Here is a 20,708-nt window from a genome sequence, read left to right as displayed (position 1 = left end):
GGGCGAGCAGCGGACGCTTGGGAATGTGCGGATTGGCCATGCACGCTGTTGCCGCAGGGCGGGGCGGCAAATCAAGCCCTGCGATTGCAGGAGTGCGGATTTGTCGTCAGCTCACGTGTTGGGATCGGCCTGATCGCGCAGCGCCGTTTCGCCGGCGCGCTGGGCCTTGCGACGGCCCTGGCTGCGGTCGAACAGCGTCTTGGCCACCAGACCTGTGCTGACCAGCAGGAAACCGGGGATCGACCGGGTCGCGACCTTGGTAATGCCATAGGCGGTAAGTGCCTGCATCGCCGAACGATTGTCGATCGCTTCGCGCGCAAAATCCTTGCCATAGCGCCGGCCGAGCAGCGCCTTTTCCATCGTCAAACGCACAACGCGCCCGGTGCTGCGCAGGATGATATCGTGGATCAGCAGATTGGTGGCAGGATTGGGGCTGGGTCCGGGCACGCGATCGTCCTGCGCCCCGACACTATCCGCAGCATCGCCCAACGAATTCGCCAGCTTATCGGTTATATGCTTGGATTCAGACACATTACTGCCCCGGCTTGGCGGACAGCGAGTGTCCGCGGTTACTTCTTGCGGCCAAAATCGACCGTGACGACGTTCGATCCGTCCTCACTCTTGGCAATGTCCGAAACGCTCACCTGTTCCGAATCCGGCGAACCATCGTTCTGCGCAGCGTCGTGATCGGCGGGAGACGGGTCTTCCACTGCGGCCTGGAACTGCAGCCCGAAATCCACCGCCGGATCGACGAATGCGGTGATCGCGGCGAAGGGTATCACCAGTTTTGACGGTATCTGGTTGAAGCTCAGTCCGACCGAAAAGCCGTTGTCCGTAACCTTCAGGTCCCAGAACTTGTTCTGCAAGACGATAGTCATCTCGTCAGGGAAGCGTTCGCGCAGCGATTTGGGGATATCCACCCCCGGCGCGCCGGTCTTGAAGGTGATGTAGAAATGGTGCCCGCCCGGAAGCGAACCGCCTGAATGCACGACCGAGTTGAGCACTCGCCCCACCACCGCGCGCAGGGCTTCCTGCACGATTTCGTCATAGGGGATCAGGCTGTCGGGCGTGTTGTCGCTCATGGCGCACAGGTGGCGGCGGCGGCTGGCAAGGTCAAGCGGCAATTGGCCGCAAATCCGTGGCTGGCCCGATGGCCTGGGGCGCGGTTCGCGGCTTGCGCGCGGCGGCTTTGTGCCTATAGGCTCGCCTCATGCGCACAGGCCGGACAGAGCGGAAAACCAAGGAAACCGACATCCTCGTGGAAGTCGATCTCGATGGCACGGGCCGTTATGACATTTCCACCGGGATCGGTTTTCTCGATCATATGGTGGAGCAATTCAGCCGCCATTCGCTGATCGACGTTAAGCTGAAAGTGCGCGGCGACCTGCATGTCGACCAGCATCACACCACCGAGGATTCCGCGATCGCGCTGGGGCAAGCACTTTCCGATGCCTTGGGCGACAAGGGCGGCATCGGCCGCTATGGCGAAGCCCATTCGCCGATGGACGAGACGCTGGCGCGGGTGGTGGTGGACATTTCCGGCCGCCCCTATCTGGTGTGGAAAGCTCGGTTTACGCAGGAAAAACTGGGCGAATGGGATACCGAGCTGATCGGGCACTGGTTCCATTCGGTGGCGCAATCGGCGGGGCTGACGCTGCATTGCCAGGTGCTTTACGGAAGCAACAACCACCACATCTGCGAGGCGCTCTACAAGGGCTTCGCCCGCGCAATGCGGCAGGCGGTGGAACTCGACCCGCGTAAGGGCGGGGCGGTGCCGAGCACCAAGGGGCAGTTGGGTGGCTGAGGCTATCGCGCTGATCGACTATGGCGCGGGCAATCTTCACTCTGTTTACAACGCGCTGAACGCGGCTGGCGCGGAGCATGTTGCCGTTACTGCCGATCCGAAGCTGGTGCTTGGTGCGCGACGGGTCGTGTTGCCGGGTGTCGGGGCCTTCGGGGCCTGTCGTGACGGACTGTGGGCGATCCCCGGCATGATCGAGGCGCTGGAGGCGCGGGTGGTCGAGCAGGGCGTGCCCTTCCTCGGCATTTGCGTGGGAATGCAATTGCTTGCGACGCGCGGACTGGAGCATGGAGCGCATAAGGGGCTCGGCTGGATTCCCGGCGAGGTCCGCCTGATCGACCGCGCCGATCCGCATATCCGGGTGCCGCATATGGGGTGGAACGATGTCGCCCTCACGCCCCACCATCGTAACCATGAACTGCTCGAGGAGGGCGAGGCCTATTTCCTCCACTCCTATCACTTCGCGCCCGAGGAGGGCCGCGACATTGCCGCGATGACCGACCACGGCGGCGGGCTGGTGGCCGCGGTGGCGCGGGACAACATCGTCGGCGTGCAGTTTCATCCCGAGAAGAGCCAGGGCTATGGCCTTGATTTATTGAGGAGGTTTCTGGAGTGGAAGGTGTGATTGCTAGTGGTGAGTCCCCGCGCAGGCGGGGACCTCGTGCCGCATGGCCAGCGCGGGCCGAAGGAGGCTCCCGCCTGCGCGGGAGCTCGCAAGAGGGCTTTTGATGATCGTCTTCCCTGCCATCGACTTGAAGGGGGGCCAGGTCGTGCGGCTGGCCGAAGGCGATATGGCCCGTGCCACTGTCTATGGCGATAATCCGGCAGCGCAGGCGCAGCTGTTTGCCGAGGCCGGGGCGGAGCATCTGCACGTGGTCGATCTCGACGGCAGCTTTGCCGGGCGGGCGGAGAACCGCGAGGCAGTGGAAGCGATTGTCGAAGCATTTCCGGGCTATGTGCAGCTTGGCGGCGGTATTCGCGATGCCGCGGCGGTGGAAGGCTGGTTCAACCTCGGCGTGGCGCGGGTGGTGATGGGGTCTGCGGCGATGAAGGACCCGGAATTCGTCAAGACCATGGCCCGCGAATGGCCCGGCGGCATCGTGGTCGCGGTCGATGCGAAGGACGGCATGGTCGCGACCGAGGGCTGGGCCGAGGTCTCCGACGTGCCGGTGCGCGACATGGCGCGGCGGTTCGAGGATGCCGGGGTGGCCAGCCTGCTGTTCACCGATATTGGGCGCGACGGGATGCTCAAGGGCTGCAATGTCGAGGCGACGGTGGACCTCGCCCGCTCGGTCGATATCCCGGTGATCGCCAGCGGCGGGGTGAAGGGGCTCGACGATATCCGGATGCTGGCGATCCATGCCGATGAGGGGATCGAGGGGGTGATTACCGGGCGGGCTCTGTACGAAGGAAAGCTCGATCTGGCGACGGCGATAGCGATGGCGAACAGGTGATGGATTTACCTCGTCATTGCGAGGAGCCGCAGGCGACGCGGCAATCCAGTCCCGCTGCTGCGCGAACTCGCAACACCGGGACTGGATTGCTTCGCTGCGCTCGCAATGACGAAGGAGGGAGCCAATGACCGTCCGCATCCGCGTCATTCCATGTCTCGATGTCGCCGAGGGGCGCGTGGTCAAGGGCGTCAATTTCGTCGATCTCAAGGATGCGGGCGATCCGGTCGAGCAGGCGCAGGCCTACAGCCGCGCGGGCGCGGACGAATTGTGCTTCCTCGATATTTCCGCCAGCCACGAAGGGCGCGGGACCTTGCTCGATATTGTCCGCCGCACCGCCGAAGTGTGCTTCATGCCGCTGACCGTTGGCGGTGGAGTCTCGAGCGTAGAACACGCCCGCGCGCTGCTGCTGGCAGGCGCGGACAAGGTCGCAGTGAATTCGGCGGCAGTGGCGCGGCCCCAGATCATGGACGACATCGCCCAGCGCATGGGCAGCCAGTGCGCGGTGGCGAGCGTCGATGCGCGGCGGGTCGAGCCGGGCAGGTGGGAAATTTTCACCCACGGCGGGCGGCGCGCGACCGGGATCGATGCGGTGGAACACGCTGTGCGGCTGGCGGAACTGGGCGCGGGCGAGCTGCTCGTCACCAGCATGGACGGAGACGGAACACAGGCCGGTTACGATCTCGAACTCACCCGCGCGATTGCCGATGCGGTTTCGGTGCCGGTGGTGGCGAGCGGCGGAGTCGGCACGCTCCAGCACCTCGTCGACGGTGTGACCATTGGCGGGGCCAGCGCGGTGCTGGCGGCGAGCATCTTTCATTTCGGGACACATACGATTGCGGAGGCCCACGCGGCCCTGCGCGCGGCGGGGCTTCCGGCGCGAACTACCTGAAATCAGGCGCTTTACTGGCAGGTCTTTCGTACTTCGAGCCAGCCTCACAAGTTACGCATATTTACACTCTCATCGCAGCCGGTCCCGCACCGGGACAGGTCCGCCGCGCCGCTTGTGCATTGCAGCAGATGCGCCGATTCCGTGCGTCATGCTCCACCGCCTCCCCATTGCCCTGATGCTGCTGTTCGCCGCCGCACCCGCAGGCGCCACTGCCAGCGCGCAAGTGCCCGAGGGATCGAGCCTCACCCTGTTCGCGCTGGGCGTGCTCGGCGTGATCGTCGGGCGGCGGCTGTCGATGCGGAAGTCGAACAAGGACGATTGAGCGGACCTCTTGAACGCTCGTCATTGCGAGCGTAGCGAAGCAATCCAGTCCTGCCGTCGCGACAAACCGCAATTGCGGGACTGGATTGCCGCGTCGCCTGCGGCTCCTCGCAACGACGAAGGTTCTGCTGCTTGTCTGACACCCTCTCCCGCCTCGAAATGGTCATCGCGCAGCGCCGCATTGCCGCGCCTCAATCCAGTTATGTCGCCAGCCTGCATGCGAAGGGCCTGCAGAAGATCGCCCAGAAACTGGGTGAGGAAGCGACCGAGACCGTAATCGCCGCGCTGGCGGGCAGCCGTGAGGAACTGACCGGAGAAGCCGCCGACCTGCTGTTCCACCTGCTGGTACTGCTCGGCGCGAAGGACATTCCTCTGGCGCACGTGCTGGAAGAGCTGGACCGGCGGGACGGCATTTCCGGGTTGGACGAAAAAGCCGCAAGGAGCACCGACTGATGGCGATTGATCCCACTGCGCCTTATGACCCGGAAAACATCTTCGCCAGGATCCTGCGCGGGGAAATTCCCTGCAACCGCGTCTATGAAGACGATCACGCGCTCGCTTTCCACGATATCAATCCGCAGGCGGCGGTTCATATCCTTGTGATCCCCAAGGGTGCCTATGTCAGCTGGGACGATTTCTCGGCCACAGCCTCGGAGGAGGAAATCGCCGGCTTCGTCCGCGCGGTCGGCCATGTCGCACGCGATAACGGTCTGGTGGTGCGCGGCTATCGGCTGCTCGCGAACATCGGGCGGAACGGCGGGCAGGAAGTGCCGCATCTGCACGTCCACCTGTTCGGTGGCGGGCCATTGGGGCCGATGCTGGCGCGGTAAAGCACCAACATCGTCACCCCGGCCCCGAGCCGGGGTCCCGCTTCTGTTCACTGCGCGGCACTTGCCAGAAAAAGCGGGACCCCGGATCAAGTCCGGGGGGACGTAGCAAGAGACGGGTTTCACAATCCCGCCCCTTTTTGCCCCGATAAAGACTCGCCCTGCCAATTACCCCCTTTTGTCCGCGCGAGCCCGCATGTAAGCCGCCGTTCATCTATGGCTTCCCAGATTGAACCACCCTCCGGCCGCATCGAAGGGGCGCGTCACCTTTATCCGGTGCGCGTTTTTTTTTGAGGATACCGACCTGTCTGGCATCGCCTATCATGCGAATTACCTCAAATGGTGCGAGCGCGCGCGCAGCGATATCCTGCGCCTGCTCGGAATCGATCAGCGCGCCGCCTTCGATGCGGGCGAGGGGTTCTATGCGGTGTCCGAGGCCAATATCAAATGGCGCCGCCCGGCGAAATTTGAGGATGTGCTGGTGGTGGAGACCATTTGCACCCAGATCCGCGCCGCCAGCGCGCACATGCACCAGAAGATCCTGCGCGGCGGCGAACTGCTCGCCGAAGTGGAGATCGTCGCGGCCTTCCTTGCGCCCGACGGCAGGCCAAAGCGGCAGCCGCCGGAATGGCGCGCCGCGTTCGAAACCTTTGTGAATCACGACAATGTGAAAGACCCTGAATGAGCATTTTCGATACCCTTGCCGTTGCTGCGGTGCCGACCCGGCTCGATCCGATCGAGCTGTTCATGCAGGCCGATATCGTCGTGCAGATCGTCATCGCCGGGCTGGTGCTGGCGTCGGTCTGGGTCTGGGCGATCATCATCGGCTTCAGCCTGCGGATGGGCAGCACCACGAAGAAGTGCGCCGCTTTCGAGGAAGAGTTCTGGTCCAATACCGAGGATGTCGACGGGACGCTGGATGCGCGCCGCCGCAAGGACAATCCTTCCGCGCGCATTGCGGCTGCCGGGGTCAACGAATTCCGCCGCTCGCACAAGACGGGCCTGAAGGACCGCGAAGCCGCCCGCGCCCGCGTGGCGCAGGCGATGGAAGGGCAGGTGGCGCTGGAATCGGACAGTCTGGCAGACCGGCTGAACTTCCTCGCCACGGTCGGCTCGGTCGCGCCCTTCGTCGGCCTGTTCGGCACCGTCTGGGGGATCATGAACAGCTTCTTCCAGATCGGCCTGCAACAGAACTCCTCGCTCGCGGTGGTCGCCCCCGGCATTGCCGAGGCCTTGTTTGCCACCGCCATCGGCCTGTTCGCCGCCATCCCGGCGGTGATCGCCTACAACCGGTTGTCGAACACGGTGAACGGCTTCGAAGCCCGGCTGACCCGCTTTGCCGACCGTGTCCACGCACAGATCAGCCGCGAAATGGAGGCGGTGTGATGTCCACCCTTCTTCGTCATTGCGAGCGAAGCGAAGCAATCCATCTCCCGACGGTCGGACTTGGCGCAAGCGCAGGTGATGGATTGCCGCGTCGCCTTCGGCTCCTCGCAATGACGAGACTTGGAGTGCCCTGCTGATGGCGATGGGCATGGCAGGCGGCAGGCGTTCGCGCCGCCAGGGGCACCGCCGCGCGCCGATGGCGGAAATCAACGTCACGCCCTTCGTGGACGTGATGCTGGTGCTGCTGATCATCTTCATGGTCACGGCGCCGCTGCTGGCGAGCGGGGTGCCGGTGGACCTGCCCGAAAGCCGCGCGAATCCGATCGACCAGGAGCCGGACCAGATCACCGTTGCCATCGATCGGGAAGGATTCGTCTATGTCGATGACGCGCGGATTGCGCGCGGCGCACTTCCCGAAGCGCTGGAATCGCTTGCCGGGCCGGAGGGCGCCGATCGCCCGCTGGTGAACCTGCGCGCGGACCGGAATATCGATTGGGGCCGGGCAATGGCGGTGATGGGCGAGCTGAACCGCGCCGGTTTCAATCAGATTTCGCTGGTCACAACAGGTTCAGACGAAGCGCCATAGCCCCGATACGATGGCCACCCTCGCGCGCCTTTCCCCCGAAGAACGTATCGGCATCGGTGCTGCCGTGGTTGCGCATGTCGCGCTGGCGGCGGCGCTGATGTGGCAAGCGACCCGTGAAATGGAGCCGATCGTCCCGCCCGAGCGGATCGACGTGAGCCTTGCCACCGATGTCAGCCTGGAAAGCACCGCTCCCGACCCCTCGGCAGAGCCTGCCGCGAGCTTCGCTCCGGTGGTGACCGACTTGCCGCAGCCGTCGGAGCCGGAACCGATCACCGCGCCTCCCGTCCGCCCGCGCCCCGCGCCGACCGTGGAGCCCCGCCCGGTGCCTACAACGCGGCCCACGGCGCGGCCCACGACGCGCCCGACACCGGCGCCCACCCCGACGAGCCGCGCCACTTCGCGCCCCACGCCCGCGCCTACGCCGACGGCCACGCGCCGCGCCGGTGGCAGCCGATTGAGCGAGAACTTCCTCGAAGGGGCAAGCACCACGGAAGGCAATAGCGGTTCTCCTGCTGTCACGTTCGGCGCGGCTGAGCGCTCGGCGCTGAACTCAGCGATAACTCGAATTTTGCGTGCTCGCTGGCGCGGCAGCGCCCCTACCGGGGCTGATGCGGAACTGCTACGTTCCAATGTCACTTGGCGTTTGAATCGTGATGGAAGCGTTCGTGGAACACCTACTTGCAGACAAACTGGAACGGTAACGGAGGCAAACCGGCCACAATCACAGTTACATTGCGAGCGAGCTATTCGCGCTGTTATGACCGCTGACTTCAGCTCCCTGCCAGAGCGGTTTTACAGCGAATGGGATTATCTCGAATGGGATTTCGACCGGAGTTTGTTATGAAATTTTCCTTTGTATCAGTAGTATTCGCACTGCTGCTTTCATCTCCTGTCGTTGCGCAGTCCAGCGCATTAGATCCCGCCACTATTGAAGAACCTCAGGAAGTAATTGGGCAGGAGGGCGATCCCGACGAGGGCCCGTTGCGCGGCAGCGTTACCGACGACTCAGCCTGGCAAGACCTCGGCATCGCCATAGCCAGCTTCGCCACCAACCAGAACGCGCCCACTGCCGCCAACGCCAGTGGCACCGGCGCGCTGGGCTATGAACTGGCCCAGATCGTCTACGACGACCTGCGCTTCAACGGGCTGTTCCGCCCGGTCGGCCCGGATTCGCTGCCGCGCCCCAGCTATCCGCAGATCACCGCGCCTGCGTGGAACACCTGGCAAGGTCGCTCGGCGGAAATGCTCGTCCACGGCTTCGTCCGCGCCAATCCGGACGGGCAGTTGACCGTCGGCTGCTATCTCTACGACGTGGCGCTGCAAAGCGAACTGGTGCGCGAAGGCTGGGTGGTTGCCCCCACCGACTGGCGCCGCGCCGCGCACCGCTGCGCCGATCTCGTCTATTCGCGGCTGTCGGGCGAAAGTCCGTTCTTCGACAGCCGCATCGCCTATATCGCCGAGACCGGGCCGAAGGATAACCGCGTCAAGCGGCTGGCAATCATGGACAGCGACGGGGCCAACCACCGCTTCATCACCAATGGCCAGTCGACCGCGCTCTCGCCGCGCTACTCGCCCGACTATTCGCGCATTGCCTACCTCTCCTATCTGGACGGCAATCCGCGCATCTACATCTACGATATCGAAAGCGGCCAGCAGACGCTGGTGACGCAGAGCAGCAACCCGACTTTCGCGCCGCGCTGGAGCCCGGACGGGCGCTGGATTCTCTATTCGATGGCGATCGGCGGCAATACCGACATCTATCGCGTTTCGGCGGAAGGCGGCGGCACCCCGCTGCGGCTGACCGACAGCCCCTCAATCGAAGTCGGCGGTTCCTATTCACCCGATGGCAGCCAGATCGTGTTCGAGAGCGACCAGTCGGGCGCGCAGCAATGCTATGTGATGAATGCCGACGGCAGCAACCAGCGCCGGATCAGCTTCTTCGGCGGGCGCTGCGCCAGTCCTGAATGGAGCCCGCGCGGCGACCAGATCGCCTTCACCCACATCGTGGGCGACTTCCATATCGCGGTGATGAGCCCGCAGGGTCGCAACCTGCGCACGCTCACCAACGGCTGGCAGGACGAAGGCCCGAGCTGGGCCCCGAACGGCCGCATCATCCAGTTTTTCCGCACGGAGCGCAATTCGGGCGACACTTCGATCTGGCAGGTTGACCTGACCGGCGAGAACGAGCGTCGCCTGCGCACTCCGGTCGGAGCGTCAGACCCGGCTTGGGGACCGGTTCTGCCGTAGCTGCGTTGTCTCCCCGTGGGCTGCACACAAGAATGCATCCCTTTCAGCAGGTTTAAGGAGAGCCAGACCATGAACACCAAGATCATCATAGCCCTTACCCTTTCGAGCGCGCTGGCACTGGGTGCCTGCCGCCGGGAGCCACCGGAAACCACGCCGCCGCCGCCTGCCGATGTGGTGACTGCGCCCACGCCGACGCCTACCGCCACCACACCCGCCGGACCGCAGCCGGGTTCGCAGCCGCATTTTGCCGCCGCAATGGCGGGTGCGGACACGATCTACTTCGATACCGATCGCTATAATGTGGACAGCGAAGACGCTGCCGCGCTGCGCCGCCAGGCCGAATACCTGCTCCAGCACACCAGCGCCCGCGCTACGGTGGAAGGCCATGCGGACGAGCGCGGCACCCGCGATTACAACCTCGCGCTGGGTGAACGCCGCGCGAATGCGGCGAAGAACTATCTCGTCAGCCTCGGCGTGCCCGAAAGCCGCCTGACCACGGTGAGTATGGGCGAGGAACGCCCGGTCGCGACCGGATCGAACGAAGCTGCATGGGCGCGCAACCGCCGTGCGGTTACGGTGATGATAACGCGCTGATCAGAACAGCTTGAACAGGGCCGGGGAGACCCGGTCCACGGAGGGCGCGGCGGCTTCGATCGTCGCGCCTTCTTCGTATGCGCCTCCCGCGCCGGCGAAGTCGCCATCCGGCGTGGCGAACAGCGCAAAAACTGCCATCGCGAAGACGGACGCACATGCGGAAATGGCCAGTTGCTTGCTCACGGGATTTCTCGTCTTGCTGGGGGCAGTCTTGCAGATAGCCCGGAAGGCTTTTTTTGCAATGCAGCATTTTGCACGTATTTGTAACAGAACGATGAATCGCACCCGGACCAACTCCCCTGTTCACGTTGGGGCTCTTAGTGCCTATAGGTAGGACATGCCCAATTCGCAGGACTCCCGCTGATGGCCCGTTCGCCCGGCCGCTCCACCGATTGGGGCTTTCCCCGCTGGCGCGGCTATGGCTCCAGCCGGGATGCCGTGGAAGTGCGCATCTGCGATCGCCACGGCTGTGACGAACCGGGCAACTGCCCCGCGCCCAAGAGCCCCAACAGCAGGGAACGCTGGTATTTCTGCCAGTCACACGCGGCGGAATACAACAAGGGTTGGGATTATTTCCAGGGACTGGACAAGGAAGAAGCCGCCCGCCGGATGAAGACCGAGCAGGCGGAGACCGCCGGCTATTCCGAAGCACAGCATTACGGTTGGGCAGCCAGCGGCGACGGCTCGCGCTCGTCCGACGAGATGCGCGCGCTGGAAGTGTTCGAACTCGAAGCCGACGCCGATTTCGACGCAATCAAACGCGAATGGCGCGCGCGGGCGAAGAAAGTCCACCCGGACGTGAAACCCGGCGATGCAGCGGCCGCGGCGGAATTCCACAAGCTGCAACTGGCTTATGAAGTGCTGAAAGCGGCCGAGGAGCGGCGGGAGTGGAAGGGGTAGAGGCTCCTTAGGTTGAGCCGGGGTTTGCGCTCCATCCGCTCACCCTGAGCCTGTCGAAGGGCAGGCAACACACTTGCCCAGACGCGAGGCGAGTTTCGTGCATATGCTTCGACAAGCTCAGCATGAGCGGACTTTTGTGGTTTCGGCCGAGCAGGTTCACCCTACCGCTCCACCGTATCGTTCACCCAAGCCGCCGGATCGTCCACCGGTGCGGCATTCTCGCCCATGTAGCGCGGGCTGGTCGTCGTAATGTAGTTGCGCACCACGGTGTTGCCTTCGTGGCAGGCATATTCGAACATCGCGTAATCGTCGTCGCGGGTCAGCGGGAAGGCGAGGGTGAAGGGGGCGGTGAGGACCACCGGGTCGGTGATCGTCGCCTGGTAGAACAGCGTGTCCGGCCCGACCGGGGTGAAGCGTTCCACCACCGTCTGTTCGCGGCTGGTGGGAATCGGCTTGTTTCCGGGGCCGACGATGTTCATCGGGGTCTCGCCAGTGAGGTTGGTCGTTTCCACCACCAGCGTATCGCCTTCCCAGCGGCCCACCGATGAACCGAGCCAAGGGCGGATCTCATCCGGCAGCGGTTCGCCTTCCAGCCGGATCACCCGCGTCTCGTGGACCAGTTCGAGCTGGATCACCACATGGCCGGGCGACTGGAAGATGCGGACGCCGTTGTTGTAGGGGAAGGGCGTCATGCTGCTCGGCAGTCCGCGGGAGAGGCAGCGGTCGAGCGAGTTGAAATCGGCGATCTCCTCGAACTGCGTGACGTTCCAGCTCGATCGCATGGCCGCACTCATCGCTTCGCCCTGCGCGGTGAGCGGCGGCAGGCGGCCGTTGGCGGGGGCCATGATCAGCGAGACCTGCCGCAGCGGCGTGCCCCATTCGAACCAGTGGCCGCTGCCCATCGCACCGCTGCTGTCTTCGCGCGCGTAGCCTGCCGCGATTTCCTCGCTGCGGGCCATCGCCTCGGCATATTCGGCGTCGGTGTAGTAGGCGCGAGTGCCGAAGTCTTCCGGCCGCTCGGTGGAGGTGCGTCCGACCACGTCGAGCGGCCAGGTGCCGCGCAGGTCGGGATCGCCCCATTGGGTGCGCGGGGCTTGCCAGCCCTGCTCCGCCACCTGCGCGCCCGCCAGCTCGGCGAGCACACGCGGCGGTTGCGAAAGATCGGCTTCCTGCGCCGCCAGCGGACTGGTGACGGCCAGGAGCAGGGTGGCAACGGCGAAGCGGCGGATCATATGGTCTCTCCCTGCGGAGGGACTAACCGCGCCGCGCCGCCGCGCGCAAGTCAGCTACCGATAAAGCTGCCGACGAATTCGGTGAAATCGGAGTCGTCGGCAGTGCTGTCGATGACCGAGAAGATAATCACGATCTCCTCGCGATTGGGGCCTGCAAGGATGCCTGCGTACTGTCCGGTCAGCTTGTTCGGCGTGTCCGTGATAGTGCCGTCGAACCCACCCGACGCCGAAACCGTATCGCTGATGGCGATGGTCGCCACCAGCGTTTCGACACCGGCAACGGTCTGGAACACGCGGATCGTGCCTGCCACGGCGGTACTGGATGCGCCGGGGGTGATGGTGAAATCGGTGGCCGTGGCCGTGATCACACCCGAAGGCGTAGTTCCGGGATCGCCGCCCGCCACCTGCACTTGCCCGGTGTAGGTCAGCGGGGTGGTGATCGCGCTGGTGGTGGTGACCGGGTTGAAGAACAGCGCGTTGCGCTGGCTGCGCAGCGTGCCTGCCACGGTGCCGCGGGTGAACGCCTGGCTGTCGATCTGGTACGTGGTCAGCAGAACGTGCTGGAACGGCAGGAACAATGTCAGTGCCTCGTCCCCCGAAACATAGCGCCGCTCGGTCGCACTGGCACTGACGAAATCGGCGGCATCGAACACCACCGGGTCTTCCAGGTCGGGGAAGTTGAAAGTGGCGCTGTCGGGCGAGGCGACGAAGTCGATGGTGCTGGTGCCGTTCACCCGCGCACCGTCGTTGAAGGTCTCCACTCCGCCCGCGGTGGGGGTGAAATAGGCGACGATATAGCCCGCGTTGGTGGTGGTGGCGGAAAAGCTGGCGGTGGTGCTAAACGCGATCGAGGTTGGCGTCGGCGTGGGAGTCGGCGTGCCCGTGCTCGTCCCGGTGGGGGTTGGCGTCGGGGTAGAACTGTCGTCCCCGCCGCAGGAGGTGACAAGCGCGCCGAGGGCAGCGACGCCGAGCAGAAGGCCGAGTTTGCGGATCACGTGATTCCCGTTCTTTTCGCTATGTGCGCGGGGGCTTACCCCGCCGAACCTTTCCCTTAGCTGTCCGGCGCGGGGCGGGGCAAGCGGCGTTTGCCCCTATTTCCCCGTTGTGTCGTGCGTGGGGGGCCGCTGGGCAGGTTGTAGTTCTAAGTTGACACCAAGTTTACACCAAAATCGGACTTCGACGCCAAAGCGCTTTCGAGCAGGGGGTGGACATGGTGCGAACATGGCGCGCGACGCTAACCGCCGGGTGCGGGTGTAGGAAAGAGGGATGTGCGCGACTTGCCGCAGGGTACATTTCGGCGATGCCTCGATGCACCCAACGATAGGTCTCCTCATACCGCGTCGAGCGCCTGCGCGAAGTCTGCGATCAGATCGTCCGGGTCTTCGATCCCCACCGAAATCCGCACCAGGTTGTCGGTGATGCCGAGGGCATTGCGGCGTTCCTCCGCCACCGAGAGGTGCGTCATGCTGGCCGGATGGCTGGCGAGCGTTTCGGTCCCGCCGAGGCTGACCGCCAGCTTGGCGACCTGAAGCGAATCGAGGAAGCGGAAACACTCCGCCTCGCCGCCCCTGATGAACACCGAGAAAGTGGAACCTGCGCCGAGGCAGTGCCGGTTGTAGATATCCTGCTGCCGCGCATCCTCGATCATGCCGAGATAACCCAGCCCTTCGACCTTGGGATGGCTTTTGAGGAAGGCGCAGACCTTCGCCGCGTTCTCGCCCGCGCGCTGCATCCGCAGTTCGACGGTTTCGAGCGAGCGCAGCAGCATCCACGCGGTGTTCGGATCGGCGATCCCGCCCATCGTGTTGCGCAGCGCGCGGATCGCGTCGATCCAGCGCTTGGCGCCGGAAACGCTGCCCGCCACCAGATCGGAATGGCCGCCGACGTACTTGGTCAGCGAATAGACCACCAGATCGGCGCCCTGATCGAGCGGGCGCTGCCACAGCGGGCCGAGGAATGTGTTGTCGATCGCGATCGGGCAACGGTCGGGATCGAAATGCGCATCGCGCGCGGCCTTCACGGCTTCGACATCGACCAAGGCATTGGTGGGGTTGCCGGGGCTTTCGAGATAGATCAGCGGCACTTCGCCGCCCTGCTGCGCGGCCTTGGCCTTGGCTTCGATCATCACCGCGTCGAGTTCCTCGCGGCCTGCTCCGGCGGGAAAGGCCACATAGGTGACGCCGTATTTCGCCATCACCTTGGCAATGAACCCTTCGGACGCGGCATAGAGCGGGCCGGAATGGACGATGACATCGCCCGCGTTGCACGCAGCGAGGATCAGCACGGCAATCGCGGTCATGCCGGAGGAGAAGCACAGCGCGTCCTCTGCCCCGTCCCAGATCGCCAGCCGGTCTTCGAGGATTTCCTGGTTCGGCCCGTTGAAGCGCGAATAGACGAGGCCTTCCGCCCCGCCCGCACGCTTGCCGGTAATGCCTTCGAAATGGCGCTTGCCCGCCGCCGCGTTCTCGAAGGCGAAGGTGCTCGTGAGGAAGATCGGCGCCTTGAGCGAACCCTCGGAGAGCGCCGGATCGTAGCCGTGGCCCATCATCAGCGTGCTTGGCTTCAACTGCCGCCCGCCAACGGTCTTCGCTTCGGGCTTTGGCTTGCGACGCGGGGTGGGGGTGGTGATGGCACCGAGAGGATCTTGGGCGGGATCGTGCTTGTTGTCGGCCATGATGCTGGCATCCTTCCAGATGGAACGCCCCCAGGAAGGCAGGGGCCATTCGGCCTGCCGGGCCACCCGCTCCTAACCTCCTCAGAAGCGCACCTGCCCGGCAACCGGTTTCATATGCAATTATCGGCAGGAGCGAGTCGCCGCAAGCCTCAGCCGATCAGCGGAGCCAGGGCGAAGACCACGCCAACGATCAGGAAAGCGCCTAGGATGTCGAGTGACAGACCCGCCCTGATAAGGCGTGGCAGCGCGACGCGCCCGGTTGACCAGGCAATCGCGTTCGGCCCGGTTCCCGCAGGCAGAACGAATCCCCAGCTTGCCGCAAGCGCGACCGGCATTGCGAGCAGCAGCACCGTTTCAGTATCCCCACCAATCGCCACAGCCAGCGCGGCGACTACGGGCATGATCCCGCTCGCGGTGGCCACATTGCTCGCAAATTCGGTGATGAGCACCACCATGGCGACCAGCGCCAGCGCGATCAGAAACAGGGGCGCGCCGGCCAATGGCAGCAGGGCATTGCCCAGCCATTCGGCAAGCCCCGTGCGCGTCATCGCTCCGGCAAGTGCCAGCCCGCCGCCAAACATCAGCAGGACACCCCAGGGCGCGCGCTCCGCTTCGCGCCAGTCGAGCAGACGGCGACCGCTCCCGTCGGGCAGGACGAACAGCGCAAGCGCGGCGGCAACCGCGATCGTGCCGTCAGTAACGGAATCTTCCGGCAGATGGGGTGACAGGAAGCCGCGCAGCATCCAGGCGATAAAGGCCAGTGCGATCACCGGCACCAACCGCCGCTCCGCGCTGCTCCACCCGCCCTGCGGTTCGATGGCCGCGCGGGCGGCGTGAATGTCGAACGGATGCTCGGCGATACGATGAACCCTTGCGACAATGACTGCGGCGAGGGGAACCCCCAGTATCACCACCGGCACGCCGAACATCGCCCACCGGGCAAAGGTGATCTCCACTCCCGAAATCTCGCGCAGCAGGTCCGCGCCGATGGCATTGGTGGGTGAGCCGATGATTGTACCGAGCCCGCCAATGGAGGCCGCGAAAGCCAGCCCCATCGGCAGGGCGCCAAACAGGCCGGACTGTTCGACTTCACCTGCACCTGTGTTCTGGTGTGCAACTGGTCCGCCACCGGCCAGCACCGCAAGCACCATTGGCATCATGATCAGCGCGGTCGAAGTGTTGCTGATGATGTTGGAGAGAATCGCCGCCGCAATCATGAACCCCAGCAGGAGCCCGAATTCGCCGCCGCGCCCGCCAATTGCATCGATCACCCAGGCCGCCAGTCGCTTGTGCAGCCCTGTCCGTTCGATGGCGAGCGCAAGGAACGCGCCGCCCAGCAGCAGGAAGATGATAGGCGAATAGTAATCGCCAGCCACTTCGCGCGCGGTTCCGCCGCCAAAGAAAGGCGCAACGATAAAGGGCAGGAGGCCGGTTACTGGCAACGGCACCGCCTGCGTTGTCCACCAGGCAGCCATCCACGCAGTCAGTCCCGCCGCCGCCCAAGCAGGCGCGCCCATGTCATCCGGTGCCGGCAGGAGCAGGGTGAGCACAAACAGGGCAGGGCCAAGCCAGAAGCCGATGCGCTGCGCCGTCATGCCCTGAATTTCCCCTCTCGCTTCCCTTGGCCGGGGACACTAGTCTGAAACACAGCGAGGGCAAGGAGGCGGGGATGAGTCAAGGCAGGGTAACGGGAATCGGGGGGCTGTTCATCCGTTCGGCAGACCCTGCGCGGCTGGCGGCGTGGTATCGCGACCACCTCGGCTTTGCCGCCACCGCGAGCGGCGAACCGACACCCGAAGGCGAATGGGTGTGGATGCAGGACGCCGGACCAACGGTATTCGCCGCCTTCCGCGCCGAAAGCGATTACTTCGCGGCCGACCGGCAGACGATGCTCAACCTGCGCGTCGAGGGACTGGAAGCGCTGCTGGCCCGGCTGGAAGCGGCGGGAGTTGCGATCAGCCACCGCGAGATGATGGAAGGCGTCGGCGCTTTCGCCCGCGTCCACGATTGCGACGGCAACCCGGTGGAACTGTGGGAGCCGTGATGAAGCCTCCGGTCAAAATCCCATTGAAAACCCCTGTGAAGACAGTCGCCATGCTCACCGCCGGCGGCCTCGCCCCCTGCCTCTCGTCCGCTGTCGGCGGGCTAATCGAGCGGTATACCGAGGTTGCGCCCGATATTCGGCTGATCGCTTATCGCAACGGTTACGCCGGACTCCTCACTGGCGATTACATCGAAGTGCCTGACAGTGTGCGCGCCACAGCCGGACGGCTCCACGCCTTTGGCGGCAGTCCTATCGGCAACAGCCGGGTGAAGCTCACCAATGTCGCTGACTGCGTGAAGCGCGGGCTGGTGCGCGAAGGTCAGAACCCCTTGCAGGTCGCTGCCGAGCAGCTGACGCGCGACGGGGTGCGGGTGCTCCACACCATCGGCGGGGACGACACCAATCTCACCGCTGCCGATCTTGCCGCCTATCTCAACGCCAACGGCTATCACCTCACCGTGGTCGGCCTGCCCAAGACCATCGACAACGACGTGATCCCGATCCGACAATCGCTGGGTGCCCATACGGCGGCCGAGCAGGGCGCGGTCTATGCCCGCAATATCATTGCCGAACATTCGGCCAATCCGCGGATGCTGATCGTGCACGAAGTGATGGGGCGGCATTGCGGCTGGCTGACCGCCGCCACCGCCCGCGCGCATCACGATTGGGTGAAAGCTGCGCCCTTTGCCGACTGGCCCGAAAACGCCGCCGCGCGCTGGGACGTGCACGGGGTCTATATTCCGGAACGCATGTTCGACATCAGGGCCGAGGCCGAGCGGCTGCGCGCCACGATGGACGAACACGATGGGGTGAACCTGTTCCTTTCCGAAGGCGCAGGCATGGGAGAGATCGTCGAAGCCATGGAGGCCGCAGGCGAAGAGGTGCCGCGCGATGCCTTCGGCCATGTGCGGCTCGACAGGGTGAACCCCGGCCAGTGGTTCGCGACCAAGTTGGCCGAGGCGATTGGCGCGGAAAAGGTGCTGGTGCAGAAGAGCGGCTACTTCTCCCGCTCCGCCCCCGCGAATGCCGCCGATCTGGCGCTAATCCGGGCCTGCACCGATCACGCGGTAAGCGCGGCGTTGCGCGGCGAACCTGGCGTGGTGGGGCAGGACGAGGACCGCGGCGATGTATTGCGCGCCATCGAGTTCGAGCGGATCAGGGGCGGCAAGCGTTTCGATCCGGCGCAGGACTGGTTCGCGGAGTTGCTGCGGGAGCTGGGGCAGGGCTGATACAAGAAGGGCGCACCCGCAGGCGCGCCCTTTTGGTTTTGGTGCCTGACGCGAGGCCCTACTTCGGCGAAAGCACCATCAGCATCTGCCGACCTTCAAGCCTTGGGAATGCTTCGATCTTGGCGGTTTCGGCCATATCGTCCTGCACCCGCTTGAGCAGGTCCATGCCGAGGTGCTGGTGCGCCATTTCGCGGCCACGGAAGCGCAGCGTCACTTTCACCTTGTCGCCATTGTCGATGAATTTGTTCATCGCCCGCATCTTCACATCGTAATCGTGATCGTCGATGTTCGGGCGCATCTTGATCTCTTTGATGTCCTGCGTCTTCTGCGTCTTGCGCGCCGCATTGGCCTTTTTCTGGGCTTCGTAGCGGTGCTTGCCGACGTCGAGGAACTTGGCCACGGGCGGATCGGCATTGGGCGAAATCTCGACCAGGTTGAGGCCGAGCTCGGCAGCCTGCTCGATCGCTTCGCGGGTGTACATGACGCCGATATTCTCGCCGTTCTCGTCGATGACGCGAACCTTGTCGGACTGGATCATCTGATCGAATTTCGGGCCGGATTTTACCGGCGGTGCCATATTGCGGCGGGGTGGACGGGGTATGGAATCGCTCCTTGGATCGTGGTTGTCGTGCGCGCTATGTAAGCCGTAACGCGGCGGAACGCTAGTGGGGCTACGCCGCCTCGCGCCAGAGCGGGAATCGCGCCAGCCGCGTTCCCGCCGGAACCAGCGCGTCGACGCTGCTGGCGGGCTGGAGCGCAGCGAGGATCGCCGGGTCGGCAGCGTTCATCCCGCCGGTCAGCGCGCCGAAAGCGGGCAGGATCATCCGCCCGCAGTTCGCATCCCCGGTATAGCTCACCACCGCGCAAGGGCGGCGGATATGGCGGTGGTGGATTGTCACCTGCACGCGCGGGTGGAAATGGCCGGACAATTCGGGCCGCGTCTCCCCGCGTTTGACCATGTGCCGCAGCACCATGCCGCCTATTTCCAGCTCCTCGGCAATCGTGCCGCCGCTCCTAGCCTCCATCGATGGATCGTGGTTGCCTGTAATCCACACCCAATCGGTGGCGCGGGTGAGCGCGGCGAGCATCCCTGCCGCGTGGGGCTCCAGCCGCTGCGAGCCGTCCGAATCGTGGAAATTGTCCCCCAGCGTGTAGACCCGCCGCGCTCCCGTCAGCCGGATCGCATCGGCCAGTCGTTCCAGCGTCTCGCGGCTGTCATAGGGCGGCAGCATCTGTCCGTGGCGGGCGTAGAAGCTCGCCTTTTCCAGATGCAAGTCCGCCACCAGCAGTGCATTCTCGCGCGGCCAGAACAGCGCCCGCCCAGTCCCGCCCTGCGGCACGAGCCGGAATTCGTCCCCGCAAAAGGGAAAGGCGAACGAAACGGGAACCATGTTGGTCCCTTGCCGCGCGGCGCGGGCTTTGGCAAGAGTTGCCGCATGGATAGCACAGAACAGACCCAAGCCGCCCGCAACTGGTTCGAAAGCCTTCGGGACCGGATCTGCGCGGAATTCGAAGCGATCGAGCGCGAGGCGGGATCGGATGCGAGCTTCGCCTATACCCCGTGGAACCGCGAGACCGAGGACGGCAGCGACGGCGGCGGCGGGGTGCAGGGGCTGATGAAGGGCAAGGTGTTCGAGAAGGTGGGGGTCAACGTCTCCACCGTCTCGGGCGAATTTTCCCCGCAATTCGCCGGGCAGGTCAACGGCGCGAGCACCGAACATCCCACCTTCACCGCCACCGGCATCAGCTTGGTCGCGCACATGGCCAATCCGCACGTGCCCGCTGTGCACATGAACACCCGCTTCCTGACGACCCAGGCGGCCTGGTTCGGCGGCGGGGCGGACCTCAATCCGCCGCTGCCTTACGCGGAAGACACCGAAGCCTTCCACGCCCGCTTCCGCGCCGCCTGCGCCGCACACAACCCGACCTATTACGAGCGGTTCAGGAAATGGGCGGACGATTATTTCTACATCCCACACCGGAACGTGCATCGCGGCGTGGGCGGGATTTTCTACGATCACCTCGAATGCGAGGACGCCGCCGCCTTCGACCGCAACTTCGCCTTCACCCGCGACGTGGGCCTCGCCTTCCTCGACATCTACCCCAAGCTGGTGCGCAAACGCATGGGCGCTGAATGGACGCCTGCGGAGAAGTTGCAGCAACTCGAATGGCGCGGCCGCTATGCCGAGTTCAACCTGGTCTACGACCGGGGCACGCTGTTCGGCCTGAAGACCGGCGGGAACATCGATGCGATCTTGATGAGCCTGCCGCCTGAGGCGGTGTGGACGTAAATTGAATCACCTTGACTCATGCTTGGAAACGAACATACACTGAACATACGAGAGCTAAAAGGTGACCAAAGATGGAAATCACGAAGGGACAGGTGGTGCAATTGAAATCCGGTGGCCCCACCATGACGGTCGAATGGGTTGAGGGCGAAGAAGCCTACTGTGTCTGGTTTGATGGAAAGAAAACCGCTGGGCAAAAATTTAAATGCTCCTCATTGCAGTCTTATCCGTAAGCT

The 20,708-nt window shown here is 64.5% G+C and carries 27 protein-coding genes and 1 pseudogene; 18 read left to right on the top strand and 10 right to left on the bottom strand.

The window, feature by feature from the left end; all coding sequences use genetic code 11:
* Positions 1-111: 111 nt before the first annotated feature.
* Entirely contained in the window at positions 112-531 is a 420-nt protein-coding gene (locus tag JY451_02670) for a hypothetical protein (protein ID QZH75536.1), read from the bottom strand.
* A gap of 38 nt (positions 532-569) precedes the next feature.
* Entirely contained in the window at positions 570-1,082 is a 513-nt protein-coding gene (locus tag JY451_02665) for a hypothetical protein (protein QZH75535.1), read from the bottom strand.
* Positions 1,083-1,210: 128 nt separating this feature from the next.
* Here JY451_02665 and hisB point away from each other — a divergent pair, with 128 nt between their 5' ends.
* From hisB to JY451_02615, 10 genes and pseudogenes are all read left to right on the top strand, one after another.
* Positions 1,211-1,804, top strand: coding sequence for an imidazoleglycerol-phosphate dehydratase HisB (hisB, locus tag JY451_02660; protein QZH75534.1), 594 nt, complete (start codon positions 1,211-1,213; stop codon positions 1,802-1,804).
* The gene (gene hisH / locus JY451_02655; GenBank protein ID QZH75533.1) at positions 1,797-2,426 is read left to right on the top strand and encodes an imidazole glycerol phosphate synthase subunit HisH; all 630 of its coding nucleotides are present in this window, start codon (positions 1,797-1,799) and stop codon (positions 2,424-2,426) included. The genes hisB and hisH overlap by 8 nt, the downstream gene beginning before the upstream one ends.
* Before the next feature lie 103 nt (positions 2,427-2,529).
* On the top strand, positions 2,530-3,255 hold the full coding sequence (gene hisA / locus JY451_02650; protein QZH75532.1) for a 1-(5-phosphoribosyl)-5-[(5-phosphoribosylamino)methylideneamino]imidazole-4-carboxamide isomerase: 726 nt from the start codon (positions 2,530-2,532) through the stop codon (positions 3,253-3,255).
* Between the two features lie 124 nt (positions 3,256-3,379).
* Positions 3,380-4,144 (top strand): imidazole glycerol phosphate synthase subunit HisF, encoded by a 765-nt coding sequence (gene hisF, locus JY451_02645; GenBank protein ID QZH75531.1) that lies wholly within the window; start codon positions 3,380-3,382, stop codon positions 4,142-4,144.
* Between the two features lie 148 nt (positions 4,145-4,292).
* Positions 4,293-4,466, top strand: a complete 174-nt coding sequence (locus JY451_02640; GenBank protein ID QZH75530.1) for a hypothetical protein — start codon at positions 4,293-4,295, stop codon at positions 4,464-4,466.
* A 131-nt stretch (positions 4,467-4,597) separates the two neighbouring features.
* Positions 4,598-4,918 carry a phosphoribosyl-ATP diphosphatase gene (locus JY451_02635; protein ID QZH75529.1) on the top strand — a complete coding sequence of 107 codons (321 nt, stop codon included), beginning with the start codon at positions 4,598-4,600 and terminating at the stop codon, positions 4,916-4,918.
* A complete protein-coding gene (locus JY451_02630; protein QZH75528.1) occupies positions 4,918-5,295 on the top strand; it encodes a histidine triad nucleotide-binding protein in 378 nt (125 codons plus the stop codon). Before JY451_02635 ends, JY451_02630 begins: the two co-directional genes overlap by 1 nt.
* Positions 5,296-5,508: 213 nt before the next feature.
* Positions 5,509-5,977: pseudogene (locus tag JY451_02625) on the top strand (YbgC/FadM family acyl-CoA thioesterase).
* Positions 5,974-6,678, top strand: a complete 705-nt coding sequence (gene tolQ / locus JY451_02620) for a protein TolQ (protein ID QZH75527.1) — start codon at positions 5,974-5,976, stop codon at positions 6,676-6,678. The pseudogene JY451_02625 and the gene tolQ overlap by 4 nt, the downstream one beginning before the upstream one ends.
* A 136-nt stretch (positions 6,679-6,814) precedes the next feature.
* Complete coding sequence (locus JY451_02615; GenBank protein ID QZH75526.1) at positions 6,815-7,264, top strand: biopolymer transporter ExbD; 450 nt, start codon at positions 6,815-6,817, stop codon at positions 7,262-7,264.
* Here the strand turns inward: JY451_02615 and JY451_02610 are convergent.
* Positions 7,247-7,696 carry a hypothetical protein gene (locus tag JY451_02610; protein ID QZH75525.1) on the bottom strand — a complete coding sequence of 150 codons (450 nt, stop codon included), beginning with the start codon at positions 7,694-7,696 and terminating at the stop codon, positions 7,247-7,249. The two genes, JY451_02615 and JY451_02610, sit on opposite strands and share 18 nt — an antisense overlap.
* 22 nt (positions 7,697-7,718) lie before the next feature.
* On the opposite strand from JY451_02610, the gene JY451_02605 reads away from it, so the two are divergent.
* The 3 genes from JY451_02605 to pal all read left to right on the top strand — a co-directional run bounded on the left by JY451_02605 (position 7,719) and on the right by pal (position 10,105).
* A complete protein-coding gene (locus JY451_02605; GenBank protein ID QZH75524.1) occupies positions 7,719-8,108 on the top strand; it encodes a hypothetical protein in 390 nt (129 codons plus the stop codon).
* Positions 8,105-9,511 (top strand): Tol-Pal system protein TolB, encoded by a 1,407-nt coding sequence (tolB, locus tag JY451_02600; protein QZH75523.1) that lies wholly within the window; start codon positions 8,105-8,107, stop codon positions 9,509-9,511. Before JY451_02605 ends, tolB begins: the two co-directional genes overlap by 4 nt.
* 69 nt (positions 9,512-9,580) lie before the next feature.
* Complete coding sequence (pal, locus tag JY451_02595; GenBank protein ID QZH75522.1) at positions 9,581-10,105, top strand: peptidoglycan-associated lipoprotein Pal; 525 nt, start codon at positions 9,581-9,583, stop codon at positions 10,103-10,105.
* On the opposite strand, the gene JY451_02590 is transcribed toward pal, so the two are convergent.
* Positions 10,106-10,243 carry a hypothetical protein gene (locus JY451_02590; GenBank protein QZH75521.1) on the bottom strand — a complete coding sequence of 46 codons (138 nt, stop codon included), beginning with the start codon at positions 10,241-10,243 and terminating at the stop codon, positions 10,106-10,108.
* Between the two features lie 225 nt (positions 10,244-10,468).
* Between JY451_02590 and JY451_02585 the strand changes: the two genes are divergently transcribed.
* Complete coding sequence (locus tag JY451_02585; protein ID QZH75520.1) at positions 10,469-11,005, top strand: J domain-containing protein; 537 nt, start codon at positions 10,469-10,471, stop codon at positions 11,003-11,005.
* A gap of 161 nt (positions 11,006-11,166) precedes the next feature.
* Here JY451_02585 and JY451_02580 read toward each other — a convergent pair whose 3' ends face one another.
* The 4 genes from JY451_02580 to JY451_02565 form a co-directional block, all read right to left on the bottom strand.
* A complete protein-coding gene (locus JY451_02580) occupies positions 11,167-12,237 on the bottom strand; it encodes a hypothetical protein (protein ID QZH75519.1) in 1,071 nt (356 codons plus the stop codon).
* 50 nt (positions 12,238-12,287) lie between these two features.
* Positions 12,288-13,232: a hypothetical protein gene (locus JY451_02575; protein QZH75518.1), complete on the bottom strand. Its 945-nt coding sequence runs from the start codon at positions 13,230-13,232 to the stop codon at positions 12,288-12,290.
* Between the two features lie 335 nt (positions 13,233-13,567).
* Positions 13,568-14,911, bottom strand: coding sequence for a cystathionine gamma-synthase family protein (locus tag JY451_02570; GenBank protein QZH75517.1), 1,344 nt, complete (start codon positions 14,909-14,911; stop codon positions 13,568-13,570).
* A gap of 149 nt (positions 14,912-15,060) precedes the next feature.
* On the bottom strand, positions 15,061-16,506 hold the full coding sequence (locus JY451_02565) for an SLC13/DASS family transporter (protein QZH75516.1): 1,446 nt from the start codon (positions 16,504-16,506) through the stop codon (positions 15,061-15,063).
* A gap of 74 nt (positions 16,507-16,580) precedes the next feature.
* Here JY451_02565 and JY451_02560 point away from each other — a divergent pair, with 74 nt between their 5' ends.
* Together JY451_02560 and JY451_02555 are read left to right on the top strand one after the other, a co-directional pair.
* Positions 16,581-16,955 (top strand): VOC family protein, encoded by a 375-nt coding sequence (locus JY451_02560; GenBank protein QZH75515.1) that lies wholly within the window; start codon positions 16,581-16,583, stop codon positions 16,953-16,955.
* A 35-nt stretch (positions 16,956-16,990) separates the two neighbouring features.
* Positions 16,991-18,184: a pyrophosphate--fructose-6-phosphate 1-phosphotransferase gene (locus tag JY451_02555; protein ID QZH75514.1), complete on the top strand. Its 1,194-nt coding sequence runs from the start codon at positions 16,991-16,993 to the stop codon at positions 18,182-18,184.
* Between the two features lie 58 nt (positions 18,185-18,242).
* Here the strand turns inward: JY451_02555 and infC are convergent, their stop codons facing one another.
* On the bottom strand, positions 18,243-18,761 hold the full coding sequence (gene infC, locus JY451_02550; protein QZH75513.1) for a translation initiation factor IF-3: 519 nt from the start codon (positions 18,759-18,761) through the stop codon (positions 18,243-18,245).
* A 94-nt stretch (positions 18,762-18,855) separates the two neighbouring features.
* The gene (gene pdeM / locus JY451_02545) at positions 18,856-19,575 is read right to left on the bottom strand and encodes a ligase-associated DNA damage response endonuclease PdeM (protein ID QZH75512.1); all 720 of its coding nucleotides are present in this window, start codon (positions 19,573-19,575) and stop codon (positions 18,856-18,858) included.
* A 45-nt stretch (positions 19,576-19,620) separates the two neighbouring features.
* Here pdeM and hemF point away from each other — a divergent pair, with 45 nt between their 5' ends.
* Positions 19,621-20,475: an oxygen-dependent coproporphyrinogen oxidase gene (gene hemF / locus JY451_02540; protein QZH75511.1), complete on the top strand. Its 855-nt coding sequence runs from the start codon at positions 19,621-19,623 to the stop codon at positions 20,473-20,475.
* Positions 20,476-20,546: 71 nt separating this feature from the next.
* On the top strand, positions 20,547-20,705 hold the full coding sequence (locus tag JY451_02535; protein ID QZH75510.1) for a DUF2158 domain-containing protein: 159 nt from the start codon (positions 20,547-20,549) through the stop codon (positions 20,703-20,705).
* The last annotated feature ends 3 nt before the right edge of the window (positions 20,706-20,708 follow it).

It is taken from the genome of Erythrobacter sp., assembly GCA_019739335.1.
GTDB lineage: Bacteria > Pseudomonadota > Alphaproteobacteria > Sphingomonadales > Sphingomonadaceae > Alteraurantiacibacter.
This window is presented reverse-complemented; position numbering and strand designations above follow the sequence as displayed.

Excerpts from the sequence above, each read along its gene's own strand:
- hemF (QZH75511.1), top strand. The coding sequence starts at position 19,621 with ATGGATAGCACAGAACAGACCCAAGCCGCCCGCAACTGGTTCGAAAGC.
- infC (QZH75513.1), bottom strand. The coding sequence starts at position 18,761 with ATGGCACCGCCGGTAAAATCCGGCCCGAAATTCGATCAGATGATCCAG.
- JY451_02615 (QZH75526.1), top strand. The coding sequence starts at position 6,815 with ATGGCGATGGGCATGGCAGGCGGCAGGCGTTCGCGCCGCCAGGGGCAC.
- JY451_02535 (QZH75510.1), top strand. The coding sequence starts at position 20,547 with ATGGAAATCACGAAGGGACAGGTGGTGCAATTGAAATCCGGTGGCCCC.
- JY451_02570 (QZH75517.1), bottom strand. The coding sequence starts at position 14,911 with ATGGCCGACAACAAGCACGATCCCGCCCAAGATCCTCTCGGTGCCATC.
- JY451_02580 (QZH75519.1), bottom strand. The coding sequence starts at position 12,237 with ATGATCCGCCGCTTCGCCGTTGCCACCCTGCTCCTGGCCGTCACCAGT.
- hisA (QZH75532.1), top strand. The coding sequence starts at position 2,530 with ATGATCGTCTTCCCTGCCATCGACTTGAAGGGGGGCCAGGTCGTGCGG.
- JY451_02630 (QZH75528.1), top strand. The coding sequence starts at position 4,918 with ATGGCGATTGATCCCACTGCGCCTTATGACCCGGAAAACATCTTCGCC.
- pal (QZH75522.1), top strand. The coding sequence starts at position 9,581 with ATGAACACCAAGATCATCATAGCCCTTACCCTTTCGAGCGCGCTGGCA.
- JY451_02565 (QZH75516.1), bottom strand. The coding sequence starts at position 16,506 with ATGACGGCGCAGCGCATCGGCTTCTGGCTTGGCCCTGCCCTGTTTGTG.
- JY451_02560 (QZH75515.1), top strand. The coding sequence starts at position 16,581 with ATGAGTCAAGGCAGGGTAACGGGAATCGGGGGGCTGTTCATCCGTTCG.
- tolB (QZH75523.1), top strand. The coding sequence starts at position 8,105 with ATGAAATTTTCCTTTGTATCAGTAGTATTCGCACTGCTGCTTTCATCT.
- tolQ (QZH75527.1), top strand. The coding sequence starts at position 5,974 with ATGAGCATTTTCGATACCCTTGCCGTTGCTGCGGTGCCGACCCGGCTC.
- pdeM (QZH75512.1), bottom strand. The coding sequence starts at position 19,575 with ATGGTTCCCGTTTCGTTCGCCTTTCCCTTTTGCGGGGACGAATTCCGG.
- hisB (QZH75534.1), top strand. The coding sequence starts at position 1,211 with ATGCGCACAGGCCGGACAGAGCGGAAAACCAAGGAAACCGACATCCTC.
- JY451_02585 (QZH75520.1), top strand. The coding sequence starts at position 10,469 with ATGGCCCGTTCGCCCGGCCGCTCCACCGATTGGGGCTTTCCCCGCTGG.
- hisF (QZH75531.1), top strand. The coding sequence starts at position 3,380 with ATGACCGTCCGCATCCGCGTCATTCCATGTCTCGATGTCGCCGAGGGG.
- JY451_02665 (QZH75535.1), bottom strand. The coding sequence starts at position 1,082 with ATGAGCGACAACACGCCCGACAGCCTGATCCCCTATGACGAAATCGTG.
- JY451_02590 (QZH75521.1), bottom strand. The coding sequence starts at position 10,243 with ATGGCAGTTTTTGCGCTGTTCGCCACGCCGGATGGCGACTTCGCCGGC.
- JY451_02640 (QZH75530.1), top strand. The coding sequence starts at position 4,293 with ATGCTCCACCGCCTCCCCATTGCCCTGATGCTGCTGTTCGCCGCCGCA.